Below are 15601 nucleotides of genomic sequence, written 5' to 3' on the forward strand. Positions count from 1 at the left end.
CATGTCAAAACAGGCGATCATTTTTGCTATTGTCCTGTGTTTGCCAGTCAGCAATAGTCAGGCTGCTGAATGGTCCGGCTTTGCTGGTTTAGATACGCGCTTTTTTACCGAGCCGGCAGCGGCTGCTACGCAGAATAGCAGTTTTGCTGATCCCTCTCTGATGTTACAACCAGAATTCAGACAGGAGTGGAGCGCTGGCCGGGATCGATTTACCGCGATTCCATTTGCCCGCTATGATAGTCTGGATACTAACAGGAGCCATTGGGATGTACGCGAATTTAACTGGCTGCATAAGGAAGACCGTTTTACAGTAAAAGCCGGTGTGGGTAAGGTATTTTGGGGTGTTACCGAATCTCGGCATTTGGTAGATATTGTTAACCAAACCGATTTTGTCGAGAATCTCGATAGTGAAGAAAAGCTTGGGCAACCTATGCTGAACTTGGATGTACCCAGTGATTACGGAAACTTTAGCCTATTTTATTTACCGTATTTTCGGGAGCGCACATTTCCGGCTGCCAATGGCCGGTTAAGATTTAACCTACCCGTAGATGTTAACACTCCAGAGTTTCATGGTGTGAGTCGCTGGCATCCTGATTCGGCAATTCGCTGGAGTAAAACTTTTGGTGATTGGGATGTTGGGGTGTCAAATTTTTACGGACTTGGTAGAGAACCCCGTTTTGCAGTGCATGTTCCGCTATTAAATAATAGCATACCCATAGGTGCCCCCACATTATCACCTGTTTATGATCTGATAGACCAGAGCAGTTTGGATGTGCAAGGTGCAGTCGGTAACTGGTTATTTAAACTTGAAGCCATGACACGCAGTGGTCAGGGACATCGTTTTGCGGCACTGGTTTCAGGCTTTGAATATACACAATATGGTGTGCTTGCCAGTAGCGCTGATCTGGGGTGGTTGATGGAATATCAGTATGATGGACGTGATAAATCATCCCCAACCGCATTAAATCCTACCGCACCGCCAACCTATCAGGATAACAATATATTCGTAGGGACGCGATTAACCTTAAATGATACGCAAAATACGCAATTTTTGTTTGGAACCTCTATTCAATTAAATACACAAGCAACTTTGCTGAGTTTTGAAGCAAGTCGTCGGCTTTGGGATAACTGGAAAGTAGAAATTGAATCCAGATTATTTAAGAATATTCCTAACACTAGTATTCTTACCGGCATGAGTAAAGATGATTACGTGCAGATACGCTTAATCCGTTTTTTTTAAAGCAATTATGCATAAACAGGCAAATAGCAGTGAAATATATAAATTATAAATTTCTTTTTATATTGAGTGTGATATTCGGTAATGGCCAAATACTGGCAGCCGATATCAATGGCTTGTGGGCGCAAATTGACGAGAAAGATAATCGACTTAATTCAGTAGTGCGAATTGAAACTAATAACAATATTTTACAAGGTGTCATAGTAAAAGGCTTTCCAAAACCCGGTAAAACTTTAAATACAGACGCTTTATGTAATCTTTGTCCGGGCGAATTTAAAGATAAACCCTTGCTAGGCTTACGTTTACTGTGGGGATTGACAGGCAGTGGTAATATTTGGGATGGCGGCCAAATTCTAGACCCGGATAATGGTGAAATTTACAGAGCGAAACTTATGCTCTCAGAAGACGGTACCAGTTTAAACGTGCGTGGCTATGTTGGCATCGAATTATTTGGTCGTACCCAGATATGGCAACGCTATAGTGATAAATTAGAATAATGTGCATTTTCATCAAAATATTAATGTATTATGTTTAGCAGGGTTAGAACTTAGAATTAAACCTAAGTTTTTTAAGCCGAGTTTAAGTGTTCTTTTTTTAATTCATCAAGTTATTATGGAACCCAGAAGTGCCTCCTTGGCAGACATCGAAACTATGACCTTAAGTCATTATAACCAACACGCTGAAGCGTATTGGCAGGGTACCAGAGAGCACGATGTTGATCAGAACTATGCGGCGTTTTTAAATCTATTTCCCAAACATCAATGTTTGGATATTCTAGATTTTGGTTGTGGGCCAGGCAGAGATGTTGCTTATTTTAAGTCTTTGGGCCACAGACCGATAGGCTTGGATGGTAGCGAGATATTTTGCGCAATGGCTCGTGCTCATACAGGTTGTCAAATTTTACAGCAATCATTTTTGAGCTTGAACTTGCCAGCCAATCACTTTGATGGCATTTTTGCGAATGCCTCTTTGTTTCATGTTCCCAGCCAAGAATTACCTCGAGTTTTAAAGGAATTACACACGACATTGCGTGCCAACGGTGTTTTGTTTATGTCTAATCCGCGTGGCAATGGCGAAGGATGGTCAGGCCTAAGGTACGGGCATTATATGCAAATTGATAGTAGTCAACAATTTCTGACACAGGCTGGTTTTACAATACAGGACTTTTACTACCGCCCCCCTGGTAAGCCATTACACGAGCAACCTTGGTTGGCGATTACTGCCATTAAACAAGATACCAAAATAGAAAATTAATGGCTTCTTTCAATAAGCATTTAGATACCTGTTTAACCCCACTTTTATGGATCAAAGCCCGACTTTTGCGTATTTAAGTTAATGTTTACAGCAATTCGTCTCAAGACCTGTCAAGTCTTATAATTGATTAGAGCAGTTTTGATCTATCGTGCATGAAAGAGCAATTTCGGCCATAATCCGCCACAGAATAATCATTGAGGAATGACTGCAAACAGGCACATTGCCGCCGATGACTTTGCTTCAAAAATCCAACGGACTTTTCGCTTCTTTGATCGTCCGACTGGGCACGGTATGCTTGCCAAGTTTTGTTCGAATAACGGCTTGCAGTTGGTGGTAAACCGCCACTCAATTGGCTCCGGTTAATTTCAGTGACTCATCGACAGGCAAAGGTGGAGGGTTTTCTGGTATTGGTAGTGTTAAACCGGTCTTGCTGATCACAAATTTATTGTCATAACACAAGTTTCGTGGTAAATAAACAGAAACTACTAATACCGTTGGGCCTCATTCCAAGCGTCTACGTATTGCGGAAACCTCTAAGAACGGGAAAAAAACATGCACGGATACTTCGGGCTAGCACATCGAAACGCCGCACTCGCAAATGAGAGGTCGCAACTACAATCCTACATAGCGCGCCTAAAGCATTCTGCGTTGTTCCACCGAAAACTCGTCTTAGCCGACCACATGGTCGTGAACTCCCCCAATTTCTTGCGAGCCTACTCCGACCATCCTGATTTCAAGGACCTCTGTGACAAAAGCCTTCTAGAGGTCGCACATTTCGAGAGATTCAAAGATGGTCGATTCATGTCGCTACCAGAATTGCGAGACTTCTACAAACGTCTAGGGCTATTTCACCCAAAGCTCGATAACCGATTCAAGCATGATGATGTGGACAATCGGCTCGCCAGTATTGAGTCAGCAGTGGTGCGTCTTTTTCCGGAGTCGACAAAGCGAGACCCATTATTTACGGAATACTGTGACGCTTATGCGGTATCGCAGTCCTGTATGAACAGACTGGGTAAGGACTACGGAGAGTTTGATGTCGCGTACCATTTTCTAAGAGAAAACACGCCAATTTTGGGGATTATAAATTTCGATCCTGAGCATGCGACGGTCGACGACAAGACCATATATGACTACGTTGCAGATTTGCCCCGTAATCGCAATCAGTCCGTCGATACTGTTATAAAGAGGCTATCACCGGCGCTGGTGCCATCTATGAGGGCCCTCCTTATTCGCGCCGAGACAACTTTGCTAGGGTACCAACCTATAATACCAAGCGAACTAGCTGGAGAGCTAGATTTAGTTCTTGGAAATGTGCAATTAATGGGAGCCAAACCAGACGACCAAGAACTGGATGAAGTAGCGCTAACCCTTGACGCGATTGACGAAAAGACTCTCGCAGAACTGACGCCTTCGCTCATTATGTCGATACGAGAAACGGACGAGGCGAGATGCTTTTGGGAAATCGTCGAATGCTCGAGTCAAAAGGAAGCCTCCCTGTCTGAAATTCGCGAGGCGGCAGCTCAGTATGTCCGGCGCATAAGCATGGATGTCACCCGAGACACATGGAGTCGTGGAAACAGAAAAACCGAGTCGGTCATCGTGCGCGTATTGCGGCACACTCTGAGCACTTCGAAGCAAAACGCTGAGGTTGTCATCGGGACCTCAATACAGCTTGGCGGTCTCCTATATGCACCACTAGTCGTCCTAGCGCCGATAGGCCAAGCTGTGGCGAAACTCCTTAACAAATCAGCAGATGGTGAAACAGCGACCAGTTCTCCAGTAGTGGGAGCGAATCTGTCGGTATCTCAGAGCACTCTCGGTAGAGCAACGCAACACACTCAATGAGAACGTATTGCCAATGCATCGCTATAATGCCCAAACCAGCCAATGGAGCGGACGCCTCAGCGCTTCGCACTCCGGCGCCGCTCATCGGCAGGTTATGTTTGTTTACTCATCAACTGGAGAATCAGATGTCACCAGAGGAATTTTTGCTGAAAGAAATTACTGAAAAGCTATCGGAACACCGCATGTGGTCATCCCGCGATTTTAGTATCCTTCAAATTTTGCTTTGGGCATCTATTTTAGCTAGTGCTATTTCGGCATTTTTGGCTACTTTGAATGCAAATAAATGGCTTATCGCTTTTCTTGCTGCGATTCCTGCACTAGCAATAACGGTTGAAAGTACATTCCACTTTTCAGAGCGGTATAAATACCATGATCAATGGGTAATCGAACTCGAAGAAATGCAACGAAAAGTAAGAGTTGAAAAAACGGATCCTCAAACTATTAGCGCGGAACTTTCTAATTTTCAGAAAGGAATTATATCTAAGTTTCCGACATCCACTTTTCCAGGTAAAGAACAAGAAAAAACCGATCTAAAACCAGCTCCATCCGCCTCCAAACATGGCGAATAATCTGCACTTACACTTAACATTAAAATAGGTGATGAAATGGACATAGGAGTTTTATTAGGAACCACAAGCTCCGCTATAGGTCTTGCAGGAAAATTTGCTGAATTAGTTAAGCAAACCGAGCGACAAGGGCATGAATGTCGGCTATATGACATGATTTTGGATTTAAAGAAATCGGCTATCATCCTATGCCGTGATTTTAACGATGAACTACAAGAAATAAATTCGGAGTTTTTTTCATCTGGTATTGATGTTGGAAAGTCATTGAATCAATTACATGAAGAATTAGACTGGTATAGTTTTTTAACAAAAGCCAAAATTAGCAGCTATGAAAAAAAATTTAGATCTATCTATGAAAGACTATGTGGCTTTATTGATGATGCTGCCGCAGTGGCAATTTGCTCCGATAACAAAGAACCATTAGGGTGCGCTCTTCGCTTGGCAACTGAGCGAAGTAAGGAATTAGCTGATATTCTTGACCCAGATGTTCCTCTATATGAAATATTTGAAAGAATGTTAATCATAGTGCGTGAAATATATGAACAGTTGCAAGGTGGGCAGAATCAAAATCCGCAAGACCCAATACCAGTATATGCCTAACACGGTGCTCACCTGATCGTGGTTACAATATGGGTTTTTTCAGTTTTCCGGCGCGCGCCCGGTTAGCTCTGTGTTGAATGGCAGCTAATTGGATGCCTGCAGACACTGAACTCAAAGCTTCGAATGTCAGTTTAGGGTCGTTAGTGCGAATTCGTCAACCTCTAAAGCCGTCAATCATGCCTGCATAATCTTACCAGCCAGGATTGGTGACTGGATTGAGAATGGAATTCTCGGCTAGGTTTCTATGCACACAGTCGAGCTGAGGCTTCCAACCCTCTCTTGTTGTGAGAGTTGGTGTATGACCCCCACTTCTGATTTGCTCTTTGTGATAACCATCACCTTGTTTTTGCATAATGTATCGTATTGTCAACTTATTTATCATATTATGGGAATATTTAAGCAAAAATGCACCTATAAAAAGTCGATTTTTCATAGCCAACTCCTAGTTTAAAAATGAGTAATTCTCACAAAAATACCCATTATTCTCATAATAGGGTAATTTCATCACCTATACGAGGATAAAGCGGGGTTAAATGGGGTTAAAAAAAAGGCTATTTGCAAAATGAGGTTGGCATAAAGCCCGACGACCTCTATTATTGAATTCAATCAAATGGTTGGTATGTGATTTTTGGATAATTCTTGGTTTGGTGGAGTCATGATCGTCTTGTTACGATTCTTAAGAGAGTATCTACGGCACTACACACAAATCTTTATAATTAAACAGGTTATGCTAAAACTTTCCTGATTACCCACAAGTTTCAGCTAAACGGTTATACCAGCTGGGGGTGTAGTGGGTATGCGTAAGCCAGCTACCCACTTAAAGCGGGACACCATGTCAGGCTTAACCTCAAGCTGTCCCGGCTTAAGTGGGTAGACCATAACTCCAAGTATGGAAAGCTTCGAAGCTGGGTTTCATTTCCATTCAACCCTCTCTGGATTTCGGCGGTCCATGCCGAAATGACGGCTTCGATGACTAAAAATTGAATTTTCTGAAGCTTATGGGTAATCAGGAAAACTTTAATCTTAAAAGAATTTAAATAGGGAATTTCATTTGAATTATTATGTTAATGCTTTAAAAAGTTATGCGGTATTTAGCGGTAGAGCCACGCGAAAAGAATATTGGATATTCTTATTCTTTAATTGTATCATTGCTTTTACTATTGGCTTTGTATCTGCAGTTATCGAAGGATTTTCTGGGATGAGTATAAGTAGTCTTGGAAATACCTTAAATAATATTTATGCGCTTGCGGTATTTATTCCAAGTATTGCCGTTGGAGTTAGAAGAATGCATGATATTGGCAAAAATGGATGGTGGTTTATTTTCCCAATAGTCAGTCTGGTGTTTCTATGCTTTAAGAGTCAGCCAAATGAAAATAAATATGGTCAACCAAGTAGGGTGGACGCTAGTTTTGTCTCCACATGGGATTAAAGAGTAGTAATCCGCTCATTTTAAAATTTGATTTCTGAGATTTTAATGTATCTTAAAACAGTTATTCTCCGTTTCCTAATTGTAACTGTTACAAGTACACTTTCTTTTATATTAACTGCAGCATTAATTATAGATTTTTCTGGTGCAAGACTGCCGTATCAATATACAGACTCACTCTTGGTATATTGCATTATCCTAGCTATGATAGCCCTAATAATGTTGCAAATAATGGGTGTCTATTGGGCTCACAATAAAAAATTTCATAAAGATTTACCGAATATCTGTGCTTTAGTCCTTTGTTTGAGCTTAATGCCTTCGCTATTTGTGATGCTAGAAAATATACTTCCAATTATATACCTTATTCCATCTATAATTATTCTGACACATTTGGATAACTATAATAAGGAATGCCCATCGCAAATAAAACAAAATAAAATAAGTCGGGTTCGGAATGAATACCAGTCGGAAATAGAAAGTTATAAAACACGTGGCTATGAGTCAATTGAGCAGGAAATGTTTAATGGCGTTAATCTAGATAAGGGGGAGCAAAAGTTTAAAGGGGGTAATCTAGGTGAAGATTTTGAATTATATGAAGCTATTATTGGTCCAAAAAATCAAAATTATTATTTAAGCCTTTTTTCAAGCTTTTATCACTCAGAAAAAACGTGGGTGACTTGGAATTGGGCTGCATTCTTTTTCACTTTTTATTGGCTGATATATCGGAAGATGTGGTTTGAAGCACTACAATACGGAATTCTTTATGTGGTTTCGCTAATAATTTCAGGCATATTCCATTGGCAAATTTTATTAATTATTTTAACATTTATAATACCTACATTATATTCTGAATCGGTATATTACCGCCATTGCCAATCTAAAATTTCAAAAATAAAATCCATTTCACTCGACAGGACAGAACAAGTAGTTTGGCTTTGTAAAATAGGTGGTAGATCTCATTTTATTTTGCCTTTAGTAATGACGCTTTTATTTTTTGGCGTGTTATCAAGATGTTTCAGTATTGCAGGAGCTCAACTTTAGTTCCGTGGATGTGCCAACCATTGGGCGGCGCATCATTCGTTTTATATACCATCAATATAAGGCGGGATAATGTTACCCCAGCTGTTTATTGATGTAGCTATGATATTCGATCATGATGATAGCTTAACTTTCAAGTGATGCGCCGCCCGCTGGTTGGCACATCCAACCCTGTTCTGCATGAAACGGTACGTTTTAAAAAACAGAGGCGGTTTTCATTGGTAATCCTAAAATACAAATAGGTGAAAAAGCTGGTCGGTGACCAAGTCTATTTTAAAATCGTTTATTTTGGGGGGACGATATTTTCTTGGCGAAAATAAAAGGCAGTTCATCTTCGCCAAGCAAATCTAATTTACCAAAACTTCGTCCGCCACTATTTCGTGTTTGTAATTTAGCTTTGATAAATTCCTGCATATTCAAAACTGCATCTTCAAAACTTGCATATGGCCCCATTAAGCCTTCCCGACTGACAAAGAACCATTCTTGCAAACCAGAACGGATTTTTTCGTTAAAATAAATTCTATCAAAATCTACCATGGTTTTTGTCACCTCGATGCTAATTTCTAATTGATTAGTTCGGGGTTAAGATAAAATAATTAACGATATAAAACTGGCAGTAAGTCGCATAATTTTGTTTAAGCTAAAAAAATGCATGACTGAAATCCGGTTTTGTTAACCATACAGCAAAAATCCAGCATAAACAGCGCTGCATAAGTGCAGTTTAACGTTGAAAAATGGCTTTTCCTGAGACTGAGGGGAATTAATCTCGTTCTTCCACCCATTTTTGCACGACCAAGCTACCTATCATATCGCCCTCAACATTGACCATGGTACGTACTGTATCCAAAATTCTGTCTATCGGTAATAGAATGGCTATCGCTTCGGTGGGAAGCCCTACGGATTGTAATACCATAATCATGGTCACCATACCGGCACTGGGAATACCGGGAGCGCCTATTGCAGCTATCATGGTGGTGAAAAATACAATTAACTGTTGTGTTAAGTTCAGGTCTATGCCGGCCAGATTAGCCACAAATAGTGCCGCAGAAGCTTCGTAAAGCGCTGTGCCATCCATATTGACGGTTGCGCCCAATGGTATAACAAAGCCAGCAATACTGGGAGAGACATGCAAATGTTGTTCGGTGCAACGTAAGGTGACTGGCAGGGTGGCTGAGCTGGAGCTGGTAGCAAAAGCTGTAAGCAAGGCTTCGCGAGCGCCTTTAAAAAAACGTAGTGGTGAAATGGCGGTGAATAAAAACAATAATAAAGGTAGCAGTACAAACCCATGTAATAAGGTGGTACCTAATATCACCGCAATAAATTTAATCAAACTGGTTAGTAGTGTCAAACTTTGCGTAGCCAACAATTTTGCTAATAAAGCCATGATGCCGTAGGGTGACAAACGCATAATCCAGCCTACCATACGTAGCATCAATTCCAGGCCTTCCTGCATGAGCATTTGTATATTGCGATAACGTTCACCACCTGTGACAATGGCAACTCCCAGCATTAACGCGAAAACTACAATGGCTAACACATTTCCTTGCACCAAGGCTGCGAAGGGATTCAGAAATAAACCGTGCATAAATTCGGCGATAAACTCTGGAAATGTCAATTGTTTAGCGCTAAAGTTCTGGTTGGCATGGTTAAACAAATCCAGATGCACACCTTTGCCAGGTTCGAACAGATTCGATGCACCTAGACCCAAGGCAATGGCAATAGCCATGGAAAGTGTGAAAAACGCCAGCGTAGTTACCCACACTTTATGCATCTGACTATGCAGACGCAGATTGCAAACTCCCACCACGATGGAGGTAAATACCAGGGGTGCCAGCACCATTTTTAACATATCAATAAATAAGGTGCCGACCAGTCCGCAGATATATAAGCCTTGTTTGCTTAATTCAGCCTCTGGGCCGAGTTGCATAAATAGTATTCCTAAGCCTACACCGGATAAGGCACCCATTAATATTTGTGTATTCAGTGAAATTTGCACTATAACAACCTCCTGTCTGTGAGTTTAACATAGCCGCACTGCTAAATACTGCTCTGACATCTTGATTCGCTTTTTAGGGCCTAACTTGGGTAAAATAACAGCCTATGCTGACACTTACCTCTGAAAATATGCTGTGCCTATGTGGTACGGGTTTGAATTATAGCCAATGCTGCGCACCTTATCACCGGGGTGAGGCGCTGGCACCAACTGCCGAAGCGCTCATGCGTTCTCGTTTTAGCGCCTATACGCGCCGTGATGGGGAATACTTGCTGGCAAGTTGGGTGGTTGCCAAGCGACCAGCCAAGATTGATTTTTCCAAAGAAACCGCAGAATGGCAAAGCTTGCAGATTGTAAGCTGTAAAAAAGGCGGGCAGGGCGACACAAAAGGTATAGTAGAGTTTAAAGCCTTTTATCTGCAAGATGCCGAAGCCTGTTATCTGCACGAAATTAGCCGCTTTGAAAAACTGGCTGGACGTTGGTTATATGTGGATGGGCTTATCAAGGCAGCCGGTAAGTTGAATGCACATATTGATACGGGCCGCAATGCTATGTGTGGGTGTGGAAGTGGTAAAAAATTCAAGCGTTGCTGCGGTGCTTAATCCATCAGTCTGGTTGATGGCAAAAGATTACTTCTCCCCACAACCATCACATAATGAAAAACTATAATAAAATTATTATTCTTCTGCTGGTGTCCTTGCTGGTGGTGTTAGGTGCTTTCTGGCAAACTGGCTCCTCTGTCTCTATTGCTCCTGGTGTAGTATTTAAAACCATCACAGGAGAAACTATTGCCCTTTCAGAATTAAAAGGCAAACCGGTGCTGGTTACATTTTGGGCTAGCGATTGCCATAGTTGTATACAGGAAATTCCAGATTTCATTCAATTGCATCAGCAATTTAAAAGTCAGGAATTAACCATTATTGCCGTGGCTATGTCTTATGATCCCCCCAATCAGGTGCTGAATGTTGCGCAGGAAAAGCACATACCTTATAAAGTTGCTCTAGATCCTCAGGGTGAGCTTGGTACCGCTTTTGGTAATGTCCAATTCACCCCCAGTCTGTTTTTATTTGATAAATTGGGCCAACTGGTATTTCAAAAAACCGGCTTAGTCGCTCTATCCGAACTGCAAAAACACATTTTAGCCCTGGGTTAAGGAGGCTGCTTTCTTTGCAATAACCCTTTACACTTTAATCCGAAGCGCCCGGCAAATTAGAGCCAAAGTCTTCTTTAAAACTTAACCAATCCAGACGCACTTGTCTGCTATAGGATAATGCATAGTCTAGCAAGGGTTGTTGCCAGTCGGATTTTTGTCCAAAACTTTGCCATTCATCAGCAATGGCAGAGCCCTTCCAACCACCGGTACGAATATGTTGCCAAGCGACTAATTTACCCATAATTTGGACTACTTTCTGCAAGCGTTGAAATTTACCGTTCCAATGTCGCAGATGTAGCCGGTCTTGTTGTGGCATTAGTTCTCTAAGGACATAGGAACGTTTTCCCTCATTGATGACCGACAGGAAAGCCGGGGATATAGCTTGGCTACGATGTTGCAGAGCAACCACGCGCTCTGCTTCACTTTGCCAGAGTGGTTGTGCATTGGTGACATAAGGGGATAAGGCTGAACCGGGTTGGTATTTAAGATCGAGCAGATAATGATTATCTGTTCCTTTGCCTTGTATCATAATGACATAACGTTCAAGACCCAAACTACCCACGCCTGCAATGCGGCGTGCTACATCCACTACATGGAAAAACTCAGGTTTTTCCTGACGTGCAGCAAAGCGATCAATTAATTCAATCACTCGTTGTTTGTCTTCGGCATTGATGGGTAAAGTTTTAATGCCATCCAGTTTTAAACGACGTTCGCCATGATGAATGGTGGTACGTTCGTTCAATAAATCCACGCGAGAACGCCGCTTTAGATTTTTAAGTAAATAACGGATCATGCCGGTGGCAGTGGAACGCTCAATCCAGCGTGGTTTGCATTCTGTAAGTTCATACGTATAGCTGCTCATGAACGCTTCGCACAGCTTTAAGGCTTGTGCTTGTTCAACCCCCAGTGTTTGCGCACCCACCAGTAGACTACACAGAAAACGTGCCAAATCCCAAGTACAGGGTGCCAGAATGGCTTCATCAAAGTCGTTGAGATCAAAATAGCTAAGGCGATTGTCACCTTTATAACTGCCAAAATTTTCCAGATGTTGATCGCCACTAATCCAAGCCAAGGGCGCTTGGTTCAATTCAGAAACCTGTGGCCAGTCCTGATAAAATAAATGGCAGGTACCCCGCAAAAATGAAAAAATATCATTTTGCATGGCTTGATACTTTAATAATAATCGCTCTGGATCTCTTCCCTTGTTGAAGGCTTCTATTCGTGCCCATAGGCTAGGATTTTGCATAATACTCTCCACAGTCATTAATTATGTTCCGGACGGTATCAATTGTTTTTACCGTTGGCAGATGAGGGGTTAGTTACGTGCAAACGCAACCTGATAAGCTTTTAAAAACTGGCATTTTTGTAAACCGCTTGCCACTGCTTGCACGGTGACCTTTTGTTTGGCATCAGCAAAAATTACCAGATGCCATTCTTCATGATCTGCGTTGTGTATGATAGAAATGCTACCTTCGCCTAAGGTAAAACCCAAATTGGTAAATAGGGCTTGAATCTCCGGCATTTGCGGTTCATAGTCGGGCTGGAAAAACAAACTGATGGCCAGAGCATGTCGCGAAGGCAGAAGTGATTCCAGCTGTCCACCCCAAATCATAATGGCGGAACTGATCAAAGTTAACATGATGGCCGCCAAATAAAACCCGGAGCCACATAAAATACCAATGGCAGAAGAAGCCCAGATAGAGGCTGCTGTTGTCAGGCCGCTGATGTTAAGACCTTCCTTCATGATCACGCCTGCACCGAGAAAACCGATACCGGTGACAATACCTTGAATAACGCGTGTGGGATCTGCACTGGTTGGTAACGCTAATAGCCCGCCAAACCAGTAATGCGGGAAACCCACAATAACAGTAATGGCAGAGGAAGCCATGCACACCAGACCATAAGTACGCATGCCAGCTGCCCGACCATGATAGGAACGTTCGTACCCAACTATCATACCCAGCACTAAGGAACCCAGAATGTTTAGTAGTATGATGAGATTTACTTCAATCTGTGGCATAGTCCAGTATGCTGTCAGAATGTTGGTCGATACAAGGGGCATTTTGATGATAAGCTAAAATAAAAGGTTAAAAAAGTTCGTTAAACAGACTGTAAACGCTTATTGTTACATATCCCACTTATGATTTTCGTTTAACTTCTAAAATATTTGGTAACTGATTGATGCGGGACAGTACCAAACTCAGTTGTTCGGTATTTTCCACCACAATCGACAAATTTAAAATGGCCGATAAATCTTCGTGGGTTTTTAACGAAGCATCGCTGATATATACTTTTGCTGCGGCTAATAGTTGCGATACATCGCTAAGAATGTTGTGAGCGTTGAAGGCATAAATAATGATAGGTACATTATGCCGGATGGTTTGATGAGTGCTCCATTCGGCACTAATTAACTGTGTTTGCTGGTCAGCGGGTAACTGCAAAATATTTTCGCAATTTTGACGATGAATAGTGATGCCGCGTTTATGGGAGATAAACGCAATAATTTTATCGCCAGTTACAGGTAAACAACAGTGTGCCAAGGTTGTTAACACATTATCCAGCCCTGCCACAATCACAGCAGATTTTGCCGGGCTTTGTAGATTGACCCGTCTTATCGGTACTGTTTCCAGTTCAGGAATTTTAAGTGCCGCAGCTAATTGGCGGATGGTGATGTCACCGCAGCCCAGGGCTTGATACAAATGTTCGCCATCGGGCTGTTTAAAATGTTTCAGCAAATCAGGCATATCCACATGCTTAATGCCGAGTCGCCGACTTTCTTTGTCCAGTAACTGCTTGCCTATCGAAATGTTTTCTGTGTGTTTTTGCTGTTTAAACCAACTTTTTACTTTGGCAATGGCGCGAGGGGTTTTTAAGTAACCCAAGTTTGGATCTAACCAGTTGTGGTTAGGCTTGCCATGTTTAAGCGTGATAATCTCTATTTGTTCGCCGGAGTTAAGCGTATAACTTAGCGGTTTAATCTGACCGTTGACTTTGGCACCACGACAACTGTGACCAATTTCCGTATGAATGGCATAGGCAAAATCCAGCGGCGTGCTGCCTTTAATCAAATCCACCAGTTTACCGGCGGGTGTCAGTACAAAGACACGATCAGAAAATAATTCGGTATGAAAGTTTTCGATCAGATTATCGTTGTTTTCGCGGTCTTCCAGTAATTGCCGTAACGAAGCAATATTTTTTTCGGTAGCGCGATTGAATTTTCTGCCTTCTTTGTAACGCCAGTGGGCAGCTACCCCAAGCTCAGCAAACTCATGCATGGCTTTACTACGGATTTGAATTTCTATCCGGTTACCAACATCGTCAATCACCACCGTATGTAGAGATTGATAACCATTTTCTTTGGGGTTGGCAATATAATCATCAAACTCTTTGGGAATATATTGCCATGTACTATGTGCTAATCCCAATACGGTATAACATAAAGCCGCTTCATCGACGATAACGCGCACTGCCAGCAGATCATAAAGCTCATCAATAGCCAAGCGCTTGCGCCGCATTTTGGTGCCTATGCTAAAGATGTGTTTAGGTCGACCATAAACTTTGGCTTGAATGTTTTCATTCGCCAGCTTTTCACGCAAGGTCAGTAGAAAGTTTTCTATACTGGCTTCCCGCTGTTCCCGCTTGTCGTTGAGGGCTTTGGCAATGGAAAAATAACTGTCAGGATCCAGATAGCGAAAAGCCAGATCTTCCAATTCCCACTTGAATTGATGGATACCCAGCCGATTGGCTAGAGGCGCGTAGATATCCAGTGTTTCCTGAGCAATAAATAGTCTAATTTCGGCCTCTTCAAGCTCCAAATTACGCAAGCGTTGGATACGGTACGCCAATTTAATTAATACCGCCCGCACATCATGAGTCATTGCCAACAGCATACGCCGCAATATTTCTGTTTGATTGGGGTGATTTGCCATATCCTGACTGTAGATATTCACCTTATTTAACCAATGCACGTCTTTTAGCAGTGCCGATACTGCTGGACCAAATTGGGTACTGACCACAGTTTCGGTCATGTGTTCTACCACGCGCGGATCGCTGAGTATGGCAGTCAGGATAGATTCCAGATCAATATGCACCGACATCAATACAGTGGCAACATCAATGCCTTTTGGCCTTTGCATGGCGGGCGAGGCAGGTAACTGAGCGGCTATGGTTTCTACTGACGTTAAAGCCTGATTGATAAGCGCACAATCTTCCGGAGAAAATCCAGGGAATAATGATTGAATGTGAGCAATGGTGTTATTCATTAAGTGTAAACCGGACAACTATTAACTAATCCTGCGGTTTTAACTCCTCATGGCGGGATAAAAAGGGTCAGTACTTAATATTGGCATTATAAAATTTCTTGTAATACAAGCGAATAGGTAAAGTAGTTGAGTGGATTATAAGGTTCAAGGAGCTTTGCAGAGTGCACATCCTACACCAAGGCTAGGGTGGAAACAATCCTGCAAAACGTCATGTATTTACAGGC

The 15601-nt window shown here is 42.2% G+C and carries 15 protein-coding genes; 10 read left to right on the forward strand and 5 right to left on the reverse strand.

Annotated elements, in window-relative coordinates:
- Position 1 precedes the first annotated feature (1 nt).
- The 8 genes from ABH008_RS08485 (at position 2) to ABH008_RS08520 (ending at position 7972) form a co-directional block, all read left to right on the forward strand.
- Positions 2-1240, forward strand: coding sequence for a hypothetical protein (locus tag ABH008_RS08485; protein WP_347989420.1), 1239 nt, complete (start codon positions 2-4; stop codon positions 1238-1240).
- A 29-nt stretch (positions 1241-1269) separates the two neighbouring features.
- Positions 1270-1734, forward strand: coding sequence for a DUF2147 domain-containing protein (locus ABH008_RS08490; RefSeq protein ID WP_347989421.1), 465 nt, complete (start codon positions 1270-1272; stop codon positions 1732-1734).
- Between the two features lie 136 nt (positions 1735-1870).
- Complete coding sequence (locus ABH008_RS08495) at positions 1871-2491, forward strand: class I SAM-dependent methyltransferase (RefSeq protein ID WP_347989422.1); 621 nt, start codon at positions 1871-1873, stop codon at positions 2489-2491.
- Between the two features lie 1002 nt (positions 2492-3493).
- Positions 3494-4339 carry a hypothetical protein gene (locus ABH008_RS08500; protein ID WP_347989409.1) on the forward strand — a complete coding sequence of 282 codons (846 nt, stop codon included), beginning with the start codon at positions 3494-3496 and terminating at the stop codon, positions 4337-4339.
- A 125-nt stretch (positions 4340-4464) separates the two neighbouring features.
- On the forward strand, positions 4465-4908 hold the full coding sequence (locus ABH008_RS08505) for a hypothetical protein (RefSeq protein ID WP_347989410.1): 444 nt from the start codon (positions 4465-4467) through the stop codon (positions 4906-4908).
- A gap of 36 nt (positions 4909-4944) precedes the next feature.
- The gene (locus tag ABH008_RS08510) at positions 4945-5505 is read left to right on the forward strand and encodes a hypothetical protein (RefSeq protein WP_347989411.1); all 561 of its coding nucleotides are present in this window, start codon (positions 4945-4947) and stop codon (positions 5503-5505) included.
- Between the two features lie 1051 nt (positions 5506-6556).
- Positions 6557-6934 (forward strand): DUF805 domain-containing protein, encoded by a 378-nt coding sequence (locus ABH008_RS08515; protein WP_347989423.1) that lies wholly within the window; start codon positions 6557-6559, stop codon positions 6932-6934.
- A gap of 45 nt (positions 6935-6979) precedes the next feature.
- On the forward strand, positions 6980-7972 hold the full coding sequence (locus tag ABH008_RS08520; RefSeq protein ID WP_347989424.1) for a DUF2628 domain-containing protein: 993 nt from the start codon (positions 6980-6982) through the stop codon (positions 7970-7972).
- A 270-nt stretch (positions 7973-8242) separates the two neighbouring features.
- On the opposite strand, the gene ABH008_RS08525 is transcribed toward ABH008_RS08520, so the two are convergent.
- Positions 8243-8506 (reverse strand): hypothetical protein, encoded by a 264-nt coding sequence (locus ABH008_RS08525; protein WP_347989425.1) that lies wholly within the window; start codon positions 8504-8506, stop codon positions 8243-8245.
- Between the two features lie 223 nt (positions 8507-8729).
- Positions 8730-9965: a dicarboxylate/amino acid:cation symporter gene (locus ABH008_RS08530; protein WP_347989426.1), complete on the reverse strand. Its 1236-nt coding sequence runs from the start codon at positions 9963-9965 to the stop codon at positions 8730-8732.
- 104 nt (positions 9966-10069) lie between these two features.
- Between ABH008_RS08530 and ABH008_RS08535 the strand changes: the two genes are divergently transcribed.
- Both ABH008_RS08535 and ABH008_RS08540 read left to right on the forward strand, forming a co-directional pair.
- Positions 10070-10564 (forward strand): YchJ family protein, encoded by a 495-nt coding sequence (locus tag ABH008_RS08535; RefSeq protein WP_347989427.1) that lies wholly within the window; start codon positions 10070-10072, stop codon positions 10562-10564.
- Positions 10565-10617: 53 nt separating this feature from the next.
- Positions 10618-11115, forward strand: coding sequence for a TlpA disulfide reductase family protein (locus ABH008_RS08540; RefSeq protein ID WP_347989428.1), 498 nt, complete (start codon positions 10618-10620; stop codon positions 11113-11115).
- 34 nt (positions 11116-11149) lie between these two features.
- Here the strand turns inward: ABH008_RS08540 and ABH008_RS08545 are convergent, their stop codons facing one another.
- The 3 genes from ABH008_RS08545 to ABH008_RS08555 form a co-directional block, all read right to left on the reverse strand.
- Entirely contained in the window at positions 11150-12361 is a 1212-nt protein-coding gene (locus tag ABH008_RS08545; protein ID WP_347989429.1) for a DUF2252 domain-containing protein, read from the reverse strand.
- 69 nt (positions 12362-12430) lie between these two features.
- On the reverse strand, positions 12431-13135 hold the full coding sequence (locus ABH008_RS08550) for an MgtC/SapB family protein (protein WP_347989430.1): 705 nt from the start codon (positions 13133-13135) through the stop codon (positions 12431-12433).
- Positions 13136-13253: 118 nt separating this feature from the next.
- Positions 13254-15377 carry a bifunctional (p)ppGpp synthetase/guanosine-3',5'-bis(diphosphate) 3'-pyrophosphohydrolase gene (locus ABH008_RS08555; RefSeq protein WP_347989431.1) on the reverse strand — a complete coding sequence of 708 codons (2124 nt, stop codon included), beginning with the start codon at positions 15375-15377 and terminating at the stop codon, positions 13254-13256.
- Positions 15378-15601: the final 224 nt, after the last annotated feature.

The sequence above is a fragment of the Methylomonas sp. AM2-LC genome, from assembly GCF_039904985.1.
Classification (GTDB): Bacteria; Pseudomonadota; Gammaproteobacteria; order Methylococcales; family Methylomonadaceae; genus Methylomonas.

What these genes read in the sequence shown, in the direction of transcription:
- ABH008_RS08525 (WP_347989425.1), bottom strand. Translation starts at nt 8,506, where the DNA reads ATGGTAGATTTTGATAGAATTTATTTTAACGAAAAAATCCGTTCTGGT.
- ABH008_RS08550 (WP_347989430.1), bottom strand. Translation starts at nt 13,135, where the DNA reads ATGCCACAGATTGAAGTAAATCTCATCATACTACTAAACATTCTGGGT.
- ABH008_RS08510 (WP_347989411.1), top strand. Translation starts at nt 4,945, where the DNA reads ATGGACATAGGAGTTTTATTAGGAACCACAAGCTCCGCTATAGGTCTT.
- ABH008_RS08555 (WP_347989431.1), bottom strand. Translation starts at nt 15,377, where the DNA reads ATGAATAACACCATTGCTCACATTCAATCATTATTCCCTGGATTTTCT.
- ABH008_RS08545 (WP_347989429.1), bottom strand. Translation starts at nt 12,361, where the DNA reads ATGCAAAATCCTAGCCTATGGGCACGAATAGAAGCCTTCAACAAGGGA.
- ABH008_RS08505 (WP_347989410.1), top strand. Translation starts at nt 4,465, where the DNA reads ATGTCACCAGAGGAATTTTTGCTGAAAGAAATTACTGAAAAGCTATCG.
- ABH008_RS08485 (WP_347989420.1), top strand. Translation starts at nt 2, where the DNA reads ATGTCAAAACAGGCGATCATTTTTGCTATTGTCCTGTGTTTGCCAGTC.
- ABH008_RS08520 (WP_347989424.1), top strand. Translation starts at nt 6,980, where the DNA reads ATGTATCTTAAAACAGTTATTCTCCGTTTCCTAATTGTAACTGTTACA.
- ABH008_RS08500 (WP_347989409.1), top strand. Translation starts at nt 3,494, where the DNA reads ATGAACAGACTGGGTAAGGACTACGGAGAGTTTGATGTCGCGTACCAT.
- ABH008_RS08540 (WP_347989428.1), top strand. Translation starts at nt 10,618, where the DNA reads ATGAAAAACTATAATAAAATTATTATTCTTCTGCTGGTGTCCTTGCTG.
- ABH008_RS08535 (WP_347989427.1), top strand. Translation starts at nt 10,070, where the DNA reads ATGCTGACACTTACCTCTGAAAATATGCTGTGCCTATGTGGTACGGGT.